Here is a 22,507-nt window from a genome sequence, read left to right as displayed (position 1 = left end):
ATGAAAAATAAAATTTTAATATCAATATTCGGAGTGTTTAGCGTTTTCGCATTTGCACAAAATAAAGGGCTTACAGCAAATTCAGATAGTCCGCACACCAAGTTAAAAAGTTTAGACTTGCAGGATGTGGTTTGGACTGATGGTTTTTGGAAGGAACAATTTGATGTTGAAACTCGAAACACATTGCCATACATGTGGGCGCTTTATCATAACGATAGTGTGAGTCATGCTTACGCCAATTTTAAAATAGCAGCAGGTTTAGAAAAAGGTAAGCATGCAGGCCCTTCATTTCACGATGGTGATTTTTATAAAATTATGGAAGGTATGGCTTCGGCCTACGCTGTTACTAAAGACCCGAAATTGGATAAGCAAATGGATGAAGCTATTGCCATGTTTAGAAGTGTCCAAAGAGCTGATGGCTACATTAATACACCAGTTTTAATAGAAGAGCGTTGGGGAACTTTAGGTCCGGAAGAGCTTAAAAAGCAATTAGGTTTTGAAAAATACAATATGGGTCATTTAATGACGGCTGCTTGCGTACACTACCGTGCTACTGGAAAAGAGAATTTTTTAAACGTAGCTAAAGGGGTTGCCGATTTTCTATACGATTTCTACAAAAAAGCATCGCCCGAATTGGCACGAAATGCTATTTGTCCGTCGCATTATATGGGTATTGTAGAAATGTATCGTACCGTTAAAGACCCTCGGTATTTAGAATTGGCAAACAATTTAATCGATATTCGTGGAACTACAAACGATGGTACTGATGACAACCAAGACCGTATTCCGTTTAGGCAGCAAACTACTGCGATGGGTCACGCCGTTCGTGCAAATTACTTATATGCCGGTATCGCCGATTTATACGCTGAAACCGGTGAGGAAAAACTCATGGAAAACCTAATATCCATCTGGGAAGATGTGGTTTATAGAAAAATGTACATTACGGGAGGTTGTGGAGCCTTGTATGATGGTGTGTCGCCAGACGGGACTGTTTATGACCCTTCTATTGTTCAAAAAATACATCAGGCATACGGCAGACCATATCAGCTGCCAAACGCCACGGCACATACAGAAACCTGTGCTAATATTGGTAATGTGCTTTGGAATTGGCGCATGCTTCAGCTTACTGGAGACGCCAAATATACCGATGTGATGGAATTGGCATTTTATAATAGTGTGCTTTCTGGTGTGAGTTTGGAAGGTACCGAGTTTTGCTATAACAACCCATTAAATGTTTCGGAAGATTTACCATTCAAGCAACGTTGGGGTCATGAGCGCGAGGGGTACATTGCATGGTCCAATTGCTGTGCACCAAACGTTACCCGAACTCTGGCTCAAGTTAATAATTACGCCTATAATATTTCAGAAGCAGGTTTGCATGTCAATCTTTTCGGAAGCAACCATTTAAAAACAGAAACTGTAGGTGGAGATAAAATTGAACTTGAGCAACAAACCAATTACCCGTGGGAAGGCAACGTAACACTTAAACTTGTAAAAACACCCAAAAAGGAGTTTTCAATTTATGTAAGAATACCAGGTTGGAGCGAAGGTTCGACCATAAAAATAAACGGAGAATCATTCAGTGGAGAAATAGTATCTGGAAATTATTCAGAAATATCTAGAAAATGGAAAAAAGACGATGTTATTGAAATTGATTTTCCTATGCCTGTAAAGTTGATGCAGGCCAATCCGCTAGTGGAAGAAACTAAAAATCAGGTAGCGGTAAAACGGGGGCCTATTGTATACTGTTTGGAAACGGTAGACCTTCCTGTAAAAGCAACCATCAATAATATTTCCTTGGATATTAATTCGGCTTTCAATACAGAAAAAATCAACCTTCAAGGGCGAGAGGTTACTGCAATAAAAGCCAAAGCATTTATTGAGAATACCGATTGGAAAAAAGCCTTGTACAAACCATTAAACAAGGATAAAAAACAAATAGACATTCAATTGGTGCCATATTTCTCTTGGGGGAACAGAACAGATGGTGAAATGACGGTTTGGATGCCTTATTAAATTATAAAACTAAAAGTATGAAGTTTAAAACGTTAATTGGCGAATTGCCAAAAATAGGAATCAGGCCTGTTATCGATGGCCGATTGGATGGTGTTCGTGAATCTCTTGAAGACACCACGATGAACATGGCAAAAAATGCAGCCGCTTTCCTGTCTAAAAATTTAAGACATGCTGACGGAAGCCCTGTAGAATGTATTATTTCAGATACCTGTATTGGAGGAGTAGCTGAGGCAGCCGCTTCTGCCGATAAATTTTCCCGAGAAGGTGTTGGCATCAGTTTAACGGTAACGCCATGTTGGTGCTATGGTACAGAAACTATTGATATGGACCCTACCATGCCAAAAGCCATTTGGGGTTTTAATGGTACGGAGCGACCAGGGGCTGTGTATTTAATGGCAGCATTGGCTGGACATAATCAAAAAGGTATTCCTGCATTTAGTATCTACGGAAAAGATGTTCAGGATAGTGATGACACCACGATTCCTGACGATGTTCAGGAAAAGTTATTGCTATTTGGACAAGCAGGTTTAGCTGTAGCTACGATGAAAGGTAAATCCTATTTATCAATGGGTTCCGTGTCGATGGGAATTGCGGGATCTATTATTGATGCCGATTTCTTTGAAAGCTATTTGGGCATGCGTTGTGAAAACATTGATATGTCTGAATTCATTCGAAGAATAGAACAGGAAATTTACGACAAAGAAGAATACGAAAAAGCTCTCGCCTGGGCCAAAGAAAAATGTAAGGAAGGAAAAAACTATAATCCGTCTGAAAAATTAAAGTCAAGAGAAGAACTTGATAAAGACTGGGAATTTGTTGTGAAAATGGCATTGATTGGGCGCGATTTAATGATTGGAAATCCAAAACTAAAAGAGATAGGTTACGCCGAAGAAGCACAAGGGAAAAATGCGATTTCAGCTGGGTTTCAAGGGCAGCGCCAATGGACCGACTATTTCCCGAACGGGGATTTTATGGAAGCGATTTTAACCTCGTCTTTCGACTGGAATGGTATTCGCCAGCCGTTTATGTTGGCCACCGAAAACGATAGCCTTAATGGAATATCCATGTTATTTGGACATTTACTTACGGGAGCCGCACAGATTTTTAGTGATGTTCGCACTTATTGGAGTCCAGAGGCCGTAAAACGCGTTACTGGGCATGCTCTGACTGGTGATGCTACAAATGGATTTATTCATTTAATTAATTCTGGGGCCTCCGCTTTAGACGGTACGGGGCAGCAAACCATTGAAGGCAAACCAGCTATGAAACCTTGGTGGGATATCACTGAGAATGAAGTTGAAAAATGTTTGGAACAGACTACTTGGGGACCAGGCATGTTGGAATATTTTAGGGGCGGGGGGTATTCCTCAACCTTTAAAACCAAAGGCGGGATGCCCGTTACCATGTGCCGTATTAATCTTGTAAAAGGTATTGGCCCGGTATTGCAAATTGCCGAAGGGCAAACTATAGAATTACCCGATGAAGTGCATAATACATTAAATGAGCGTACCAACCCAACTTGGCCAACCACTTGGTTCGTGCCTAATTTAACGGGCAGCGGTCCATTTAAAGACGTGTATAGCGTTATGGCAAATTGGGGAGCTAACCACGGCGCCTTTACCTACGGGCACATTGGCGCCGATTTAATCACATTGGCCTCTATGTTGCGAATTCCGGTGAATATGCATAACGTTTCAGAAGATAAAATTTTCAGGCCAAGTGCGTGGGCCTCTTTCGGAATGGACAAGGAATCATCCGATTATCGGGCTTGCGCTACCTATAAGGCACTTTATGGATAGTATTAGAATTCTATTGACTGAATTCAAACAATTATTTAAGCTCCTAAAGGAAATTTTAGGAGCTTTTTTATTCATGAAATATCAGGATTAGGATTTAGGTTTCATCAAAGAAGTCACCAAAAATCCAATCAAGAAAATAGCAATAGTCCCAAAAACAATGGTTAAATAAGTATGGAAAGAAGCCCCAACAGAATCAATACCAAAAATACGTTCAGAAAGCGTTAACCAAAGAATAACCAAAATTCCAGCAATCATACCCATAATGGCTCCTATGGAGTTTTTACTTTTCGAAAAAATCCCTAATAGAAACAGTCCTAACATACCACCGCTAAAAATAGAGGATAGTTTCCACCAAGCATCCAATGCGCTTTTTACATTAATCATAGCAATGGCAATAATAATGCCTATTATACTTATTATTATTGATGAGGTATAAAGCACTTGCATGCGTTTTTTTTCTGAGGCATCCTGCTTAAAATATTTATTGTAATAATCAGTTAAAAATACCGTGGCCGAACTATTAAAACTGGTTGAAATGGTACTCATTCCCGCAGCAAAAATTGAAGCAATCAACAGCCCCGTAATACCAGCAGGCAAAGCATTCACAATAAAATAAGGAAATACACGGTCTGCTTTAGTAATATCCTGCAAGGCTTCAGGTAATACTTCAGCAGAATTATAATATGCAAAAAGTGACGTACCTATAAATAAAAACAAGGCCGAAATAGGTAAATAAATCAAACCACCAATCAACGCAGAACGTTGGGCTTCCTTATCCGATTTTAAAACCATGTAACGCTGTACATAATTTTGGTCAATACCAAAGTTTTGAAGGTTGATGAATACCCCATAAACCAAAACCACCCAAAACGTAGGTTCGGTTAAATTCAAATCGAAGCTTCCTAAACTAAATTTATCATTTTCAGTAGCGATATCAAATATTTGCATAGGGCCTTCGGGCATGCTAAAAAACATAAAACCTATACAAACAATGGCGCCAACTATTAAAATAATACCTTGTATAGCATCTGTCCAAAGTACAGCACTTATACCGCCAAGCATGGAATATACGGCAACAATTAATCCGGTAAAAACAATAATGGTTGCAATATCCCAACCTGTAATGGCATTAAGGGTGAGCGCCAATAAATACAATATGGTGCCAATACGCATGAGTTGTGTTAGTAAATAGCAAACCGATACATAAATGCGTGCCCAGGGTCCAAAGCGTTGCTCCATAAACGTGTATGCCGACGGACTATTAATTTTTCGATATAAAGGCACAAAATATTTAACGGCAATTAATGTAGCAATAGGTAATGATAAACTAAAAACTAGGGCATTCCAATTACTTTGGTAGGCGTTTCCGGGTAAAGCCAAATAACTGATGCTACTAACAAAAGTGGCAAAAATAGACATGGTTACCACCCAACTAGGTATATCGTTATTTCCTAAAGTGTAAGAAGTTGACGTTTTATTTTTTTTAAAGAAAGACCCTCCAAAAACAGCGATGCCCGCTATATAAACAAAAAAAACAATGATATCAATAGTATTCATAGTAGTTATTTAGTTTAGTCGGTTGGTTTGATAAAAATGGGGAGGCAAAACTGCAAAGCCGGTTACAGAACCTTATCAATTTCAGCTTTAATGTCGTTTATGTTTTTAATAACCGCATTCATTTCTTTTTCATCAAATTTATGGAAAGGTGGCGCAATATGGGCATCTATAATTCCGAGCGTGGATAACCCAGCCTTCATACCTTTTAAATAGCTTGAGCCAAAAGAACCTAACGAGTAAATTTTAGTAGATATTTCCATAACCAGATGCTGTAATTGATAAATACGGTCAAAATCTTTTGCGATTGCTGCATTGTACAATTCAACATAAAGTTTGGGAAACATATTGGCACCACCGTTAACGCCGCCATTTCCGCCCATTAATACGGTTTCCGCGGTCACTTCTTCTGGACCAACCAAAAGTGTGAAATCTTTATGCTTCAATAAATGACATAGCTTTTGAAAGTAAACAATATTAGCCGAGCTATCCTTTAGACCAATAATATTAGGGTGTTCAGAAAGTTTTAATGCCGTATCAATATCAATATTTATTTTGGTATGCGATGGCATATTATATAAGAAGAGAGGTAAAGGAAGTTGATTGGCCAAATTCCAGTAGTATTTGTATAGTTCTATTTGACCCAATCCATAATAAAAAGGTGGTGCAGCAACCAATGCCGAAGCTTCAGCTTTTTTTGCAACTTCACCAAGTTTAATGCTTTCTTCAATAGAAGTGTCTGATATACCAACAAATACAGGAACTCTTCCATTTACAACCTGGCAACTTTCTACAATAAGTTGCTCTCTTGTTTTGTAGCTTAAACTTGTAGCTTCACCTGTAGTCCCAAGAATAAATAATCCATGTACGCCACCAGACAAAATGTGGTTAATTAATTTGTTAACGCCTTTTATATCTAAAGAAAGATTATCTGATAATAATGGTGTTACCATTGGAGGAATAATTCCATTTACCATTTTTTTGTTTGTTAAGTTGTGAATTAGTGAATATAAAACGAATATGATTAAAATCTTATATAACCATAACCGTCGTCTTTGTCAAAATTGCACAATTAATAAGAAAAGACTTTATAAAATTGATCGACGTTCAAAAATTACATTAAATAATTGATAATTTCATGAATTTAGCTTAATATTAACTTTCGTTAAATAATACAGGTGGTTATTGCCACCAACTAAACTAATAAACTAAATATAAAAGTATGAAAAAAGCAATTTCTAATGCTTTGATTTTATTGCTCTTGAGTGTGGTAAGCTTTTCAGGCTTTTCACAAGGAACAGGTGATGAAAAAGTTGTTACGGGTGTTGTAAAAGATAATTCTGGAGTACCGTTGCCTGGAGTTAACGTAATTGAAAAAGGCACAAATAACGGTGTGGTTACAGATTTTGATGGTAACTACAGTCTTAAGGTAGGATCGGAAAGCGTGATTGTTTTCTCCTTTATAGGAATGAAAACGCAAGAGAAATTGGTTGGCGATCAAACAACCATCGATTTAGTGCTTCAGGAAGATACTGAGTCTTTACAAGAAGTGATTGTAGTTGGGTATGGTAACCAAAAGCGTGAAGCAGTTACGGGTGCAGTTGCGAGTATTAAGGGTGAAGAGATTGAAGATTTGCCAGTAGGTAATATAGCATCAGCGCTTGTAGGGCGTGTTTTAGGGGTTAGTATATCAGGTGGCGAGTCAAGGCCTGGTGCTCCAGCTCGTATTCAAATAAGAAATCCTGTTACAGGAAATAACATTAGGGCTAAAGATAGGTTGTCAACAGAACCGTTATATGTTATTGATGGTGTTATGCAGATTGATCCAAACACAGGTTTGAGTGATTCGACTATTTTTAATACCCTTGATGCGTCTCAAATTGAGAGTATTTCGTTTTTAAAAGATGCTTCCGCTGCAATTTATGGTGCTAGGGCTGCTCAAGGTGTAGTTTTAGTTACAACAAAAAGAGGTAAAAAAGGACCTGCACAGTTTTCGTATTCTGGTAATTTTTCGGTTGCGGATGAAACTTACAGACACAAGATGCTAAATGCTTCCGATTACGCACGAGTAATAAACACAATAAACGGACCCAACGGGCGCAACGAAGCATATGATCCGGCAGATCCCTTTCCAAATACAGTAAGGTTCTTTTCTCCAACCGAGTTGGAACATTTTAAAACCAATTCTCATGATGCACTAGATCAATATTGGACTTCATCATCAACCAAAAGGCATAACCTCAATATGACTGGGGGTACTGAAGACGCGACATACTTTGGTGGTATTTCATATTACACGCAAGACGGTAATCTGGGGACGCTAAATTATGATCGTTGGTCGTTTAGAGCTGGTACTAGTGTTAATTTCGCTAAGGGTTTTAAAGCGGATTTTCAAGTATCGGGTTACTTTACCGGAGAAAGTAAAACAACAAGCAGTGTAGGTAATTCTAATGAAGAAAACGATTTTAGGCAATTACAAAATCGCGCGCCATTTTTACCTATGTATATAAATGGTTTGCCAGCCGTTCAGAATGGTTCTAATGCTGATGGATTAATTGGATATCATTTTGGTGAAATACAGCGCTTACAAAATTTAAGAGAAAACAGGGATAATAATGTGGCTGTTAACTTAAATGTAGAATATGAGGTGCCTTTTGTTAAAGGATTAAAACTGAAGGCAAATTATGCGCGTCAAGAATCTGGCGGAAGGGGTAGCCAAATAGGTACCGAATATGAGTTGTATGAATTTTTTGGAGCTGATCAATTAGCAAATCAGGACGAAGGGCGGACTTTTGTTTACTATGAGAATGGAGAAGGTCCGTTGGGCACGAATGATATTAAGCAAATAAATGTTGTAGAGAATGCCGATAGATTACTTTTAGATAATACTAGTGCTAATAATGAACAAATTCGATTACAAGGGAGTTATGACAGAGACTTTGGCAAGCACAGCGTGTCCGCATTGTTAGCATACGAAAGATCGGAGAGAGAAGGGTTTCAAGAACGCATCATTAAATTTGGGGTCCCGGATTGGGCCGATGGCATGATTTGGCAAACTACAGGAGGGTTTGACATACAAAATACTTATAATTGGAGGTATGAATCTGCCGATTTAGGTTTAGTTGGTAGATTAAATTATAATTATGATGCCAAATATTATGCCGAGTTTCTTTTTAGAAGTGATGTGTCCACCAAATTTGCTCCAAGAAATTACTGGGGTAATTTTTACACAATTTCTGGGGGTTGGATTATTTCTAAAGAGGATTTCTTTAAATCTAACACAATAGATTTTTTAAAGTTTAGAGCCTCTGTTGGTATAACGGGTAAGGATGATACTAGGGCGTGGCAATGGCGTCAAAACTATGCGTATGACCCAGAAGACTATAATGGCGCCGTTTTTGGAGGTAATAATGGTTTATCAACTGGTTTAACACCAAGTAGAGCGGCAAACCCAGATATTCGTTGGGGTAGAGAACTAAAAACCAATTTTGGTTTTGAAGCCAGGTTTCTTGATAATAGGTTATCGGCAAGTGCCGAAACATTTTACAATATAGGTACTGAGTTGTTATTAAATTTAAATGCAGGAGTACCTTTTTCAGTGGGTGGGTCATCGCCAGCATCAAATACGGGTAGAGCTGATACATGGGGAACGGAAATTTCCCTAGGTTGGAATGATGACATTGGTGACGATTTTAGTTATGGAGCGAATTTTAACATTAGTTGGTACCAACAGAATTTTATCGATGCTAATTTTAGAAATGAAATGTTTTGGAGACCCTGGGAAACCAATCAGCCAGGCAACCCTAATCGTGGTGCATGGGGGTATGATTATATGGGGATGTTTAGAACGCAAGACGATATAGATAGCTATTTAGACGAAACAGGAGTTACCCAAATATTTGGAATAACTGCGTCAGAATTAAGACCTGGGATGTTGTATTACAGAGATGTACGAGGCGCTTGGGATCCTGATACCAGAACCTTTGGAGAAAAGGATGGTATTGTTGATTCAAATGATCAAATACAACTGCAGAAACCACCTAAAGGGCCACAAGGGTTTGCCACAAATCTTAATTTGCGATATAAACAATTTAGATTAAATACAGTTTTACAGGTCGGCTGGGGCGGTTATAGAGAAGTTGGTAGCGCAAAAGATCCTTTTGAAACAACCGAAATAACAAAGAACTACGAAAACAGACCTGAATTTTGGGCCAATATGTACGACCCACTTACAAACCCTACGGGTACATTACCAATTCTCGAAGATAGAATAAACAGCAGGTCTGACAATGATGCAGGCGGAGGAATTAATACGGTGAGCTCTAAGTTCTGGCAAGTGAGCAGTTTTAGTTTGGTTATGCGTAACATTAATTTAAGTTATTCGTTACCCAAAACATTAACGGAAAAAATGGGGGTCAGAAATTTTAGACTTAATTTGGTAGGCATCAACCCGTTTATTTTATTTAACCCCTATAAAGATTACGGGTTAAGTCCTTACGGCGGTTATAACAGTTATCCAGTACTGCGTACCTATTCATTAGGTTTAAATATTGGTTTTTAAAATTTAAAATGAAGAAGATGAAAAATATAAAATTGAATAGACTATTTATTCCCTTAGTTGCTACTTTGTTGTTAAATAGTTGTGATACGGATTTTATCGAGGAAAAGAAAAACTTTCAGCAAGTTGATGTTGAAATTTATCAGGAAGAGTTCTTGGCAACCTTGTATGTTAATAATATATACTTTCTTTTTTTACCAGGCGATGATGCGAATATGGCCATGTGGTCTAAGTCGGCTACCGACAATGCAGATATTTCAGGTAGAGGAGACGCCGCTTTCTTTTCTAAAGCTACAGACGAAGTTGACGGTGAAGTAGATATCAATAATGAATGGGAAAATATTTCCCCATTAAATAATCATTGTATAAAAACTTTGGGACAACCTATTGAAACTAATCAACAAAATGATGCCTATACCAGAATTCGTTACTGCAACATATATCTGACAAATGTTGATAAATATTCAGGTCTGGATGAGGATTTTAAGAACCAAATAAAAGGCCAGTTGTATTTTTGGAGAGCTTGGCAATATTTTGAATTGGTTAGGTTGTACGGCGGAGTGCCTATTGTTTTAGGCGAGCAACCGTTAACGGCTAATTCTCCTGTAAACCAAACACCTAGAAGTACTTCTGAGGAGGTTTTTAATCAAATTGTTTCAGATTTAGATATGGCAAAAACCATGCTGGAAAATGCTAGACCGTATACGGCTGAAGAAGCAGGACGAATAACGGCGTCAGCTGCGGTAGCTTTAAAAGGTAGAGCATTGTTGACTTGGGCTAGTCCACAATTTAACAGAAATGACGATCAAGCGAGATGGCAACGTGCTTACGATGCCAATAAAGAGGCTTATGATTATTGTTTGGCTGCAGGAAAAGGTTTAGATCCAGATTGGAAAAATATGTGGTTTACTGATAATGGTATGGAGTCTATTTTTGGCTTCGGTTTCAATAATTTTGTAACCAATTCCAATGGCGTTCCGAAAAATAATGGAACAGAGAATAGATCAAGATCAAGGGATCAAGATGGTGAAGGTAGTATATCTCCAACCAAGAATATTGTTGATGCCTTTCCAATGGCCGATGGTACACCTTACAATCCCGACGCAGATTTAAATGAATTTTACAGAAATAGAGACCCACGTTTCTATCATACTTTTGCTTATAACGGCAGTATTTGGCCATTTAAAGAAAACCCCAATTATAAAAATTGGTCGTATTATTGGTATCCGCTAGAAGCAGGGCCAGATAAACCAAAGATTAGAACCAATGGCACAAATTTCTCAAATAGAACAGGTATTTATTTAAGAAAGTTTACTAATGATAATTCAAGTCGAACTTATTCTTTTAGTGATAGTGGAGCTGATTATATGGAAATCCGTTTTACAGAGGTGGTATTAAATTTAGCTGAGTCGGCAATTGGTATCAATAGCTTAGCAGAAGGAAAAGGGTATATTCAAGATATTCGTGAAAGAGCAGGTGTACTAAATAACGATGGTCAGTATGGGTTGTCTTCGGTAACTACAAGAGACCAGCATTTTGAAGCGGTTATTAACGAAAGGAAAGTGGAGTTTGCTTATGAGAATAAGCGATTCCATGATTTAAGACGATGGTTGCTCTATAATGATGATTTTGGAACGTGTACAAGGTTAAACCAAACACCTATTGAAGGTTCAAGAAGACAGGGGTATATTATTTTTGTAAAACTAGATGAAAATACTATCTATGAAAATGGACTTGGTCTTGATCCTTTAAAAGGGTCAGGAGCACCTCTTATTAATAGGGATGCAACTACTTATCCTGATGGTGTAAACACCTATGAAGAGTATGTGGATTATCTATATGACAATCATTTTGAAGTTAGAGTAAAAGATGATGTTGATGCAAGTGATTTCTCTTTCAAATGGTATAATGAGTATTATTTCTTTGGTATTTACCAACAATTGTTTGAATCGGCACCATACTTACGACAAACACAGGGGTGGGGAGGTTCGTTCAACCCTTTAAATTAATAAATTAAGTATTGTTAATTAATTACCTGTGTTTGATTATTAAACGCAGGTAATTTTTTTTTAAAATTAATTAAACCATCTGGTAAAACACTAGTCCAATAAATAAGTGTAAAAAAAACATTTATTGATTGGTCTTCTTTTCCAGAAGATATGCGCTTACCGATAATTGCCTCAGGGATATTTCTTGAGGCGGAATAATAAAATATATTGAAAAGTAATCACATGAAAAAATTAAGTTTAGCTATTTTATTTATAATAGTTTTGGGTATATGTAATAGCTATGCTCAATACCCATCACTCACAGATGAAGATAGAGCAAAGGAAAAACAAATAATAGAAGAGGCTTATAAACATTCTGATGAAGTTTGGGAAAAAGCCAAGGTAATTGTAGAAAAAGAAGCTAGAGAAGGAAAGCCTTATATTCCATGGGCTGGACGTCCAACAGATTTACCACAAGCAGAAATACCGTCTTTTCCAGGAGCAGAAGGAGGAGGCATGTATTCTTATGGTGGCAGAGGTGGAAAAGTCTATACCGTTACTAGTTTAGAGGATGATGGACCAGGTTCTTTGCGTGAAGCTTGTGAAAAAGGTGGGGCCAGAATTATTGTTTTTAATGTTTCGGGGATTATAAAATTAAAAACCCCGCTAATTATCCGTGCGCCTTATATTACAATTGCTGGACAAACAGCACCTGGTAATGGTATATGTGTTGCAGGAGAAACAGTATGGATTGATACGCACGATGTTGTAATTCGCCATATGCGTTTTAGAAGAGGAGATACCTTTGTTGGTCGTCGTGATGATGCTATTGGAGGAAATCCGGTTGGAAATATTATGATAGACCACGTATCGGCAACTTGGGGACTTGATGAAAATATGTCTATTTACAGACACATGTTCAGCCCCGGTGCTAATTATAAAGACAAAAAGTTGCCAACTGTAAATATTACTATTCAAAACAGTTTGTTTGGAGAGGCTTTAGATACCTATAATCATGCTTTCGGTAGTACTTTAGGTGGAGAGAATTGTTCATTTATGCGTAATATGTGGGCCAATAATGCCGGTAGAAACCCTTCAATTGGATGGAATGGTATATTCAATTTCGTAAATAATGTCATGTTTAATTGGGTTCACCGCTCAATAGATGGAGGAGATTATACTGCTAAATATAACATCATAAATAATTATTATAAGCCAGGCCCCCTAACACCTGAAGGCCAACCTATCAGCTACCGTATATTAAAACCAGAATCAGGAAGAAGTGATTTGGATCATGTTGTTTTTGGTAGGGCTTATGTAAAAGGAAATATTGTTCATAATAATCCAAAAATCACAAACGATAACTGGGCAGGTGGTGTTCAAATGGAAGGTAAAGATGGTGAGTTGATGGATTTTGAAGAGGCTAAACCTTATTTCAGCTTTATGAATTCTGATCGGCCATTCCCTATGCCGCACATTGGTAAAATTATGTCTGCCGATGAGGCTTTCGATTATGTGGTTAAAAACGTTGGGGCGACATTACCGGTTAGAGATGTTGTTGACGAACGTATAGTAAGAACTGTAAAAACTGGTCAGCCAGAATATGTTAAGGGTTTAGATCCAGAAACTTTTTATCACTTTAAACACAGACGATTACCAAGAGATTCCTATAAAAAAGGAATAATAACTGATATAGCACAAGTTGGTGGTTATCCAGAATATAAAGGAAAGTCTTATCGCGATTCAGATAACGATGGTATGCCAGACGACTATGAAAAGAATTATGGATTTGATCCGAAAGATGCAACTGATGCCAATGAAGATTCAAACAACGATGGCTATACTAATATTGAAGGTTATATAAACGGAATTGACCCAACACAAACTGTAGATTGGAAAGACTTAAATAACAATAAAGAAACACTTATTGAACCCCTGCTAAAGTAGGTGTATAAAGTTTCTTTAATTAAAAAATAAAAGATGTCATTAAAAAAAATAAGTTTATGCATATTGTTTATAACACTTGTGTATTGTCAAGTAAATGCACAACAGTATTTAGACCCAGAATATATTAAAGTTACCAAGGAGCGTGGTTCCAAAATAGTATCAGGCCTTGATTTGAATGATTACGAAAAGGAGCAAGCCGTAACAAATATTATTGCAAAGCAATATCAAAACTTGAGTAAAATTCAAGAAGAAAGGGATGCGAAAATTGCGGTGTTAAAAGAAGCGAATCTATCAGAGGAAAAACAAGGAAAGAAAATAGAAAAGGCAAAAGTGAAAGCCGAGAAATCTATTGGAAAATTGCATAAATCATATCTTAAGCAATTATCGCTTCATTTAAATGAAAAAAAAATTGAAGGTGTCAAAGATGGTATGACCTATGGTGTTTTACCAAAAACCTATACCGCTTTTCTAGAAATGATACCTACTTTAACCCAAGAGGAAAAAGAATATGTTTACCGAAACCTCGAAGAAGCAAGAGAGCACGCTATGGATGGTGGTTCATCAAAAGAAAAACACGCTTGGTTTGGAAAATACAAAGGAAGAATTAATAACTATTTGTCGGCTAGAGGGTATGATTTAGAGAAAGAAAGAGACGGATGGTACAAACGTATAGAAGAACAAAAAAATAAGTCTGAGTAACAGTTGTTTTTAAGAAAAGATAGGCTACAATATTTAAAATCCCTCATCATGCAAAATTCAAGTATTAATTTATTTAAAAGGTTATTCCCAATATTCACTTTGATTATGGCGTGTCAGTTGGTATTTGCACAATATCCAGATATTCCAGATGAGCTTCAAGCCAAAACAGATGCCTTTTTAGCTAAGGAGGAAGTCCGTTTGCAAAAAATATGGGAAGATAATTATAGCATAATTCTAGAAGAAACAAAACAGGGCAGACCATATATTCCTTGGGCAGCATATCCGGACGATTTGATAAAAGCAGATATCCCGGCATTTCCTGGTGCCGAAGGAGGAGGGGCTTTTACCCCTGGCGGACGAGGCGGTAAAATATTTGTAGTAACAAGTTTGGAAGATAGTGGTAAAGGTACATTAAGAGAGGCTTTAGAAGCTATTGGAGCAAGAATCATTGTGTTTAATGTTGCTGGAATTATTCAATTGGAGAAACCCATTAATATCCGTGCGCCTTACGTAACAATAGCTGGGCAAACAGCACCTGGTGATGGTGTATGTGTTGCAGGAGAGTCTATTCTTATTGATACCCACGATGTAATTATCCGTCATATGCGTTTCCGAAGAGGCGCTACAGATGTTACAAGAAGAGATGATGCCCTTGGTGGAAACGCCGTAGGGAATATAATTATAGATCATTGTTCGGTAAGTTGGGGCTTGGATGAAAATATTTCGTTGTACAGGCATATGTTTAAGGCTAACGAAAAATCCAAAAGAGAAAAATTGCCAACGGTAAATATAACGATTCAAAACACCATTTCTTCCGAAGGTTTGGATACCTATAATCATGCTTTTGGAAGCACCATTGGAGGCCTAAATAGCACCTTTGCCAGAAACCTTTGGGCAAACAATATTTCAAGAAATCCTTCAATTGGAATGTATGGCAGTTTTAATTTTGTAAATAACGTATTGTTCAATTGGTGGAACAGATCTATTGATGGGGGCGATTACCGTTCTATGTTCAACATCATTAATAATTATTTTAAGCCTGGACCAATGACGCCTGCCGATAAGCCTATAAGTTATAGGGTTTTAAAACCAGAAACAGGTTATTTAGAACCTAGAAGCTATGGTCGTGCTTATGTATCAGGAAACATTACTGAAGCCAACTCTGAAGTAACAGGGGATAACTGGAATGGAGGAGTGCAAGTTGGTGATGAAGAAAAGCTTCAATACATAAAGCAAGAAGAGCCTTTTGAAATGGCACCAGTTATCATTATGGATACCCAAAAAGCTTACGGTTTTGTTTTAGAAAATGTGGGCGCCACCTTACCAAAACGCGACGAGGTTGACAAACGTGTGATTAAACAAGTACTTACTGGTAAAATAAGTTATCCAGATGGATTAGATAACACAATAGGAAAAGAGTTTGTGAAAAGAAGATTGCCTGATGATTCTTATAAAAAGGGGATTTTAACGCATCCTAGTCAAGCTGGGGGTTATCCAGATTATAAAGGAAAACCTTATAAAGATGCTGATGGTGATGGTATTCCAAATAAATGGGAAGAAAAATATGGCTTGAATCCTAATGATGCATTAGATGCAAATGCAGATTTAAACGGCGATGGCTATACCAACATCGAAACATATTTTAATGGTATAGATCCTACAAAGAAAGTAGATTGGACTAACCCTGAGAATAACACCGATACATTGGCCGAACTAGAAAACGGATTATTGCAATAGGCAAAGATTAATGTGTAATCATGATGGACTATATTCACATAAAAAAAATAGGTTTATTATTCATCGCATTGATTTTTGCTTTAAGTCATGTGTATTCTCAAGGTGCATATTCTGATATTGTTAAAGACAAAAATGGAAAAATTATCCATGTAGCTGATAGTCTGGGAAATGTAATTCCCGATTTTTCGTATGCGGGTTATAGGGCTTCGGAAAACGTTATACCTGCTGTTGATGCCAAAATTTTTGTGCCGTATCAAAAGGAAGATGCCACAAGTACCATTCAAAAGGCAATAGATTATGTGGGCAGTTTAGAGCCTGATAAAAATGGTTTTAAAGGAGCGGTGCTTCTAGATGTCGGTACTTTTAAAATCAAAGGAACACTTTATCTTGAAAAATCAGGCGTGGTTTTACGCGGAAGCGGAAATTCAGAAAAAGGAACGATAATTCATGGAACGGGCATAAAGCGCGAAGCCATGATTCGAGTTTTAGGGAAGGACAATAGAACCTATTTGGATACCTTAGAAATTGGCAGCCATTATGTGCCTCTTGGAACTAAAACACTTAAGCTGAATGATGTAACATCATTAAAGGTTTCAGATGAAATTATTATTAGAAAACCACTGACCGAAAACTGGATTATAGAATTACAAACAGATTATTTTGGTGGAGAGAGTGGTTGGATTGGTTGGAAAACTAGAGATTGGGATATTACTTCAAATAGGGTAATTAGCAATATTGATGGAAACCAAATCACCCTAAATGCGCCTTTAACTTTTATTGCTAGTGATACTTTCAATCAAGCTCAAATAATTAAATATGCTTGGCAAGGAAGAATTGAGAATGTAGGAATTGAAAATTTAAGCATTCAATCCACTTATGATGCGTCTAACCCAAAAGATGAAGAACATCGTTGGTTAGGCATTACCCTTGAAAACGTAAAGGATGCTTGGGTGCGCCAAGTTAATTTCAAACATTTAGCAGGAGGTGCGGTTTGGCTTTTAAAAACAGCGCAACAAATTACGGTTGAGGATTGTATTTCAATAGAACCTATTTCGGAAATCGCTGGACATAGAAGGCGCACATTTTACACTGAAGGACAGCAAACTCTGTTTCAAAGATGTTATTCTGAACAAGGTTATAACGATTTTGCCATTGGCGGATATGGAACTACCGGGCCAAATGCTTTTGTTCAGTGTGAGTCATATCTTTCCGAAAATAATAGTGGTGCCATAGGAAGTTGGGCAACAGGCGTGTTATTTGACGATATGTACATTGATGGAGCTGCATTAAGTTACAATAATAGAGAGCAGGGCGGAAGAGGAGCAGGTTGGACGGCCGCAAATAGCGTGATTTGGGAATCGTCTGCTTCAAAAATAGCATGTTACAGTCCTCCAACAGCTCAAAACTGGGCCTTTGGTGTTTGGGGAGGCATTATGACTGGTAATGGCCATTGGAAAGATGTCAACAACCACATATCACCAGTAAGCTTGTTTTATGCTCAGCTAGAAAACCGATTGGAGAATTTACCTTTCAATCCGTTTGTTTACGATATGGGTAACAGTCCTACATCGAGTCCAACCATTGAGCAAGCAGAGCAATTAACACAAGATGCTGTTGCACCAAAAACAACTTTGAAGGAATGGATTAAAAAAGTTTCTAAGGAAATAGAAATCCCTAACGATTCTAAAAACCTAAAATCTGTTCACGATTTAAAACATGAATCTTTCCGAGAAAGTAATCGAAATAATAAAATTAAAACTGATTCAAAAGTCAAAATAAAGAATGGTTGGCTAATCCATAATGGGAAAGTTGTCACAGGAAAAAAAGCTAGTGTTATGTGGTGGCGTGGTAGTTTGCGGGACCATGATGTTAATAAAGCCTCGGCGCATGTTACAAGGTTTGTGCCCGGAAAAGCAGGAAAAGGCTACACCGATAATTTGAACGAAGTTGTTGAGGAATTTAGTGAAAATAACGTCGCTGCTTTAGACCATAATTACGGACTGTGGTACGAACGCAGAATGGACGACCACGAGCGGGTGCGCAGAATTGATGCCGATGTTTGGGCACCATTTTATGAACAGCCTTTTGCCAGAACTGGAACAGATTTGGCTTGGGACCACATAAGTAAATACGATTTAACTAAACCCAACAAATGGTATTGGAGCCGTTTAGGTCAATTTGCCGATTTAGCCGAAAACAAAGGACAATTGTTAATTCAGCAGCAATATTTTCAGCATAATATTCTTGAAGCTGGTGCGCATTGGTCGAGTTCACCATGGCGCTCAGCAAATAACGTAAATAATACCGATTTCCCTGAACCGGTACCATATGCAGGCGATAAGCGTATTTTTATGGCTGAACAGTTTTACGATGTTAGTCATGAACATCGAAAAAAACTTCATCAGCAATTTATCAGACAGTCCTTAGAAAATTTTAAAGACAACAGCAACGTCATTCATTTTACTAGTGCCGAATATACAGGGCCACTTCATTTTATGGAGTTTTGGTTAGATGAAGTCAAAAAATATAAAAGCGAAACCTCAGGAAAAGGCATTATTGGCTTAAGCGCCACCAAAGATGTTCAAGATGCTATTTTGAATGACGCAAAACGAAAAGATGTTGTCGATTTAATCGATATTAAATATTGGCATTACAGAGAAAGAGGGTCGGCTTACGCCCCAGAAGGCGGAAAAAACTTGGCACCACGCCAACATGCTCGAAAAATGAAAACAGGTAAGGAAACTGAAGAACAAATTTATCGAGCCGTTAAGGAATATCGTCAAAAATATCCAGAAAAAGTCGTATTTTATTCTACCCACGCAGCACCAAGATTTGGATGGGCAATTTTAATGGGAGGCGGTTCTTTGGCTAATATTCCAAAGATTGATATTTTAGGGTTTTATGAGTCTATTCCAAATATGAAATTTTCAGGAGACCTAACGTATAAAAGTGATTATTGGGCTTTAAAAGATGATGGAAATACTTATGTATTTTATTTGAAAAACACAGACTCTATTGAGTTGGATTTATCAAAATATAAAGGCAAATTCCAAGCATATTGGATAAACCCAAATGACGGTAGTTTAATATCAACAACCACGATTAAAGGAAAATCTAAAACAACGCTTTCAAGTCCGAAAGGTAAAAAAGCGGTCTTATTTATTAAAAAGAAAAACTAAACAAACATGATTCAAACGAAGCAACTTTTCTCGGTTCTGATGTCGCTTTCCATTCTTGTGACATTGGTGTCTTGTAAAGAAAAAGAGAAAAAACTGTCCGAAATCGAAAATCCAGAACAAACTGGAACACCAAAAATTGAAGTATCCGAAAACGGACATTATTTCCAAACAGAAGATGGTAAGCCATTTTTCTGGTTGGCCGATACGGGCTGGTTGGCCTTCAATAAATTGGATAGAGACGAGTTGGCTAAATATTTTAAGGATAGAAAACAAAAGGAATACAATATTATTCAGATAATGACTGTTCATTCGCTTGGAGTGGCAAACGTTTATGGTGATTCGGCATTAGTGGCTAAAGATTTATCCAAACCTTTGGTAACAGAAGGAAACGATTTTAATAATGCGATTGCATACGATTTTTGGGACCACGTTGATTATGCTTTAGATGTAGCCAAAGAAGAGGGACTTTATTTGGCCATGGTGCCTGTTTGGGGTTCACCGATAAGCGAAGGAAAGGTAAATTTAGAGCAGGCTAAGGCATACGCTAACTTTTTGGCAGAACGTTTTAAAGACCGAGATAATATTATATGGCTAAATGGAGGTGATACTTATGGAAATGAAAACACCGAAATATGGAAAGCGATTGGAAGCATATTAAAATTTGCAAACCCAGAACGAATGGTTACGTTCCATCCACGCGGAAGGACTGATTCATCAGATGATTTCCATAATGAAAATTGGTTGGATTTCAATATGTTCCAGTCGGGGCACAGACGTTACGACCAAGATGATACCGAACGTAATTACGGTGAAGATAACTACAAATTTGTACAGGTTGATTTCAATTTAAAACCGACAAAACCTACTTTAGATGGTGAGCCGTCCTATGAAGGGATTCCACAAGGATTGCATGATACCTTGCAACCACTTTGGAACGATAATGATTTACGTCGTTATGCGTATTGGTCGGTTTTTGCCGGTGCTGCAGGCTTCACTTATGGCAACAACCATATTATGCAAATGCATGAAAACCACAGCAAACCAGAGGCCTACGGAAGTAAAACCTATTGGGTTAAAGCTTTGGATGACCCTGGAGCTGGACAAATTAAGTATCTAAAAAATCTGATGTTGGATTTTCCATATTTTGAACGGGTTCCAGATGAAAGCTTGGTAGCAAATCAAGGTGAAAAATATGATTATAAAGCAGCTACTAGAGGTAGCGATTATGCCCTGATTTATGTTTATAACGGAAAGAATATTTCTGTAAATATGGGTAAAATTGAGGGCGATGAAGTTGAAGCATCCTGGTTTAACCCTAGAAATGGAAAAGCTTCAAAAATTGGTAATTTTAAGAATGAAGGCACTCAAGATTTTAAACCCACGGGTGAAGAGGTTGACGGCAACGACTGGGTTTTAATTTTAACTTCCAAATAAATCTTAAGCATCATGAAACAGATAATATTTATATTGTTTATTGGATTAACATTAGCTTGTACATCCGTAAGTTCAGCAACAAACGGATGGTTGAACGTTTTGGAACATGGCGGAAATAATAAAGGTGAATTGTGTACAGAAGCTATTCAAGGCGCTATCGATAAAGCGGCTAGCCAAGGTGGAGGTACCATTTATTTTCCTGCGGGTGAATATTTAACAGGAGCACTAACCTTAAAAAACAACATTGTTTTACACATCGAAGCTGGAGCTCTTTTAAAATTCTCAACCAATTTCGATGATTATTTACCATTTACTGAAGTTAGATGGGAAGGAACTGTAATTCAAACATTTAAACCGTTGTTGCATGCTCGTGATGCCGAAAACATTACGATTACTGGAAGAGGAACCATTGACGGGCAAGGTGAAGGGTGGTGGAAAGAAATTTGGCGCATCGAATCGGCTAAGGAAAAATTAGAGTTGACCAAGTATCAAAAAATGACTCAGGAAGCTAATAAAGATGTAAAAACGGCTGATTACTACAAGCGTACCAGAAGTTATTTATTTCATAGACCTCCGCTTTTTCAAGCATTTCAATGTAAAAATATTACCATTGAGGGCGTTACCATTCAAAATTCACCATTTTGGACCATTAACCCAGCATTTTGCGACAACATTACCATTGATAATGTGACGATTTTCAATCCGTATTCACCAAATACCGATGGTATAAACCCAACATCTTGTAAAAACGTTCGTATCTCAAATTGTCATATTAGTGTGGGTGATGACTGTATCACCATAAAATCAGGTCGTGATGCTGATGGCAGAAAATGGGCTATACCAACGGAAAATGTAACCATTACCAATTGCACGATGTTAAGTGGTCATGGCGGTGTGGTGATTGGTAGTGAAATGTCTGGTAGTATAAAGAAAATTACCATTTCCAATTGCGTGTTCGATGGTACCGATAGAGGTATCCGTTTAAAGGCGGCTCGCGGTCGTGGTGGTGTGGTTGAAGATATTAGAGTTTCAAATATTGTGATGAATAACATTCAAAAGGAAGCTTTCATGCTGAATTTGTTTTACGACAAAAACACTGTTGAAGGTCCCGTTACGGAAGAAACACCAATCTTTAGAAATATTCATATTAGTAATGTAACGGCAACCAATGTCAATACTGCCGGTCGAATTCTAGGTATCCCTGAAATGCCCATTCACAACATCACGTTTTCAGATGTTGATATTGATGCCAAAGAAGGGTTTTCCATCCATACTGCAAAAAACATTGAGTTTCACGATGTAAAAATCAATACGACCTTAGGTTCAGCTTTTGAGGTTGAAGATACCGAGCAAATCATTTTAGATAACGTAGGAACATCAAAACCAATTGATAATAAGCCTGTTGTTAATTTTAAAAATGTTAAAACGGCATTGACAAGTAACTGTTTCCCTATGGTGCCAACCAATACATTTTTACATGTGGAAGGCGATAGAACAGAAGATATTTTTCTTAAGAATAACGTATTCAAGAATGTGGTATTTCATTCAAAAACAACAAGTTCAATAGAAAGCCAAGTCACGGAAGAGTAACAAAAT

At 37.5% G+C, this 22,507-nt stretch carries 12 protein-coding genes; 10 read left to right on the top strand and 2 right to left on the bottom strand.

The genetic code is table 11. The features are described 5' to 3' along the window. The gene (locus ACIEHO_RS08620; RefSeq protein WP_406970694.1) at window positions 1-2,016 is read left to right on the top strand and encodes an aceric acid hydrolase; all 2,016 of its coding nucleotides are present in this window, start codon (window positions 1-3) and stop codon (window positions 2,014-2,016) included. 17 nt (window positions 2,017-2,033) lie between these two features. Next, a complete protein-coding gene (locus ACIEHO_RS08615) occupies window positions 2,034-3,815 on the top strand; it encodes an L-fucose isomerase (protein ID WP_406970692.1) in 1,782 nt (593 codons plus the stop codon). A gap of 87 nt (window positions 3,816-3,902) precedes the next feature. Here ACIEHO_RS08615 and ACIEHO_RS08610 read toward each other — a convergent pair whose 3' ends face one another. Both ACIEHO_RS08610 and ACIEHO_RS08605 read right to left on the bottom strand, forming a co-directional pair. Then, the gene (locus ACIEHO_RS08610; RefSeq protein WP_406970690.1) at window positions 3,903-5,372 is read right to left on the bottom strand and encodes a sodium:solute symporter; all 1,470 of its coding nucleotides are present in this window, start codon (window positions 5,370-5,372) and stop codon (window positions 3,903-3,905) included. A 62-nt stretch (window positions 5,373-5,434) separates the two neighbouring features. Continuing rightward, window positions 5,435-6,346, bottom strand: a complete 912-nt coding sequence (locus tag ACIEHO_RS08605) for a dihydrodipicolinate synthase family protein (protein ID WP_406970688.1) — start codon at window positions 6,344-6,346, stop codon at window positions 5,435-5,437. Between the two features lie 245 nt (window positions 6,347-6,591). Here ACIEHO_RS08605 and ACIEHO_RS08600 point away from each other — a divergent pair, with 245 nt between their 5' ends. The 8 genes from ACIEHO_RS08600 to ACIEHO_RS08565 all read left to right on the top strand — a co-directional run bounded on the left by ACIEHO_RS08600 (window position 6,592) and on the right by ACIEHO_RS08565 (window position 22,501). Continuing rightward, window positions 6,592-9,930, top strand: a complete 3,339-nt coding sequence (locus tag ACIEHO_RS08600) for a SusC/RagA family TonB-linked outer membrane protein (RefSeq protein WP_406970686.1) — start codon at window positions 6,592-6,594, stop codon at window positions 9,928-9,930. 17 nt (window positions 9,931-9,947) lie between these two features. Further along, window positions 9,948-11,936: a RagB/SusD family nutrient uptake outer membrane protein gene (locus ACIEHO_RS08595; protein ID WP_406970684.1), complete on the top strand. Its 1,989-nt coding sequence runs from the start codon at window positions 9,948-9,950 to the stop codon at window positions 11,934-11,936. 222 nt (window positions 11,937-12,158) lie between these two features. Next, complete coding sequence (locus tag ACIEHO_RS08590) at window positions 12,159-13,862, top strand: polysaccharide lyase (RefSeq protein ID WP_406970682.1); 1,704 nt, start codon at window positions 12,159-12,161, stop codon at window positions 13,860-13,862. Window positions 13,863-13,895: 33 nt separating this feature from the next. After that, entirely contained in the window at window positions 13,896-14,561 is a 666-nt protein-coding gene (locus ACIEHO_RS08585; RefSeq protein ID WP_406970680.1) for a DUF3826 domain-containing protein, read from the top strand. A 48-nt stretch (window positions 14,562-14,609) separates the two neighbouring features. Beyond that, a complete protein-coding gene (locus ACIEHO_RS08580) occupies window positions 14,610-16,298 on the top strand; it encodes a pectate lyase family protein (protein ID WP_406970678.1) in 1,689 nt (562 codons plus the stop codon). 20 nt (window positions 16,299-16,318) lie between these two features. Then, window positions 16,319-19,477: a DUF6298 domain-containing protein gene (locus ACIEHO_RS08575; RefSeq protein ID WP_406970676.1), complete on the top strand. Its 3,159-nt coding sequence runs from the start codon at window positions 16,319-16,321 to the stop codon at window positions 19,475-19,477. 6 nt (window positions 19,478-19,483) lie between these two features. Then, window positions 19,484-20,911 (top strand): glycoside hydrolase family 140 protein, encoded by a 1,428-nt coding sequence (locus tag ACIEHO_RS08570; RefSeq protein ID WP_406970674.1) that lies wholly within the window; start codon window positions 19,484-19,486, stop codon window positions 20,909-20,911. A gap of 12 nt (window positions 20,912-20,923) precedes the next feature. Then, window positions 20,924-22,501: a glycoside hydrolase family 28 protein gene (locus ACIEHO_RS08565; protein WP_406970672.1), complete on the top strand. Its 1,578-nt coding sequence runs from the start codon at window positions 20,924-20,926 to the stop codon at window positions 22,499-22,501. The last annotated feature ends 6 nt before the right edge of the window (window positions 22,502-22,507 follow it).

Source organism: Flavisericum labens (genome assembly GCF_045446075.1).
Lineage (GTDB): Bacteria > Bacteroidota > Bacteroidia > Flavobacteriales > Flavobacteriaceae > Flavisericum > Flavisericum labens.
The sequence above is the reverse complement of the archived record's forward strand: the minus strand, read 5'-3'. Positions and strand labels throughout refer to the sequence as shown.

What these genes read in the sequence shown, in the direction of transcription:
- ACIEHO_RS08620 (WP_406970694.1), top strand. Translation starts at nt 1, where the DNA reads ATGAAAAATAAAATTTTAATATCAATATTCGGAGTGTTTAGCGTTTTC.
- ACIEHO_RS08615 (WP_406970692.1), top strand. Translation starts at nt 2,034, where the DNA reads ATGAAGTTTAAAACGTTAATTGGCGAATTGCCAAAAATAGGAATCAGG.
- ACIEHO_RS08610 (WP_406970690.1), bottom strand. Translation starts at nt 5,372, where the DNA reads ATGAATACTATTGATATCATTGTTTTTTTTGTTTATATAGCGGGCATC.
- ACIEHO_RS08605 (WP_406970688.1), bottom strand. Translation starts at nt 6,346, where the DNA reads ATGGTAAATGGAATTATTCCTCCAATGGTAACACCATTATTATCAGAT.
- ACIEHO_RS08600 (WP_406970686.1), top strand. Translation starts at nt 6,592, where the DNA reads ATGAAAAAAGCAATTTCTAATGCTTTGATTTTATTGCTCTTGAGTGTG.
- ACIEHO_RS08595 (WP_406970684.1), top strand. Translation starts at nt 9,948, where the DNA reads ATGAAAAATATAAAATTGAATAGACTATTTATTCCCTTAGTTGCTACT.
- ACIEHO_RS08590 (WP_406970682.1), top strand. Translation starts at nt 12,159, where the DNA reads ATGAAAAAATTAAGTTTAGCTATTTTATTTATAATAGTTTTGGGTATA.
- ACIEHO_RS08585 (WP_406970680.1), top strand. Translation starts at nt 13,896, where the DNA reads ATGTCATTAAAAAAAATAAGTTTATGCATATTGTTTATAACACTTGTG.
- ACIEHO_RS08580 (WP_406970678.1), top strand. Translation starts at nt 14,610, where the DNA reads ATGCAAAATTCAAGTATTAATTTATTTAAAAGGTTATTCCCAATATTC.
- ACIEHO_RS08575 (WP_406970676.1), top strand. Translation starts at nt 16,319, where the DNA reads ATGATGGACTATATTCACATAAAAAAAATAGGTTTATTATTCATCGCA.
- ACIEHO_RS08570 (WP_406970674.1), top strand. Translation starts at nt 19,484, where the DNA reads ATGATTCAAACGAAGCAACTTTTCTCGGTTCTGATGTCGCTTTCCATT.
- ACIEHO_RS08565 (WP_406970672.1), top strand. Translation starts at nt 20,924, where the DNA reads ATGAAACAGATAATATTTATATTGTTTATTGGATTAACATTAGCTTGT.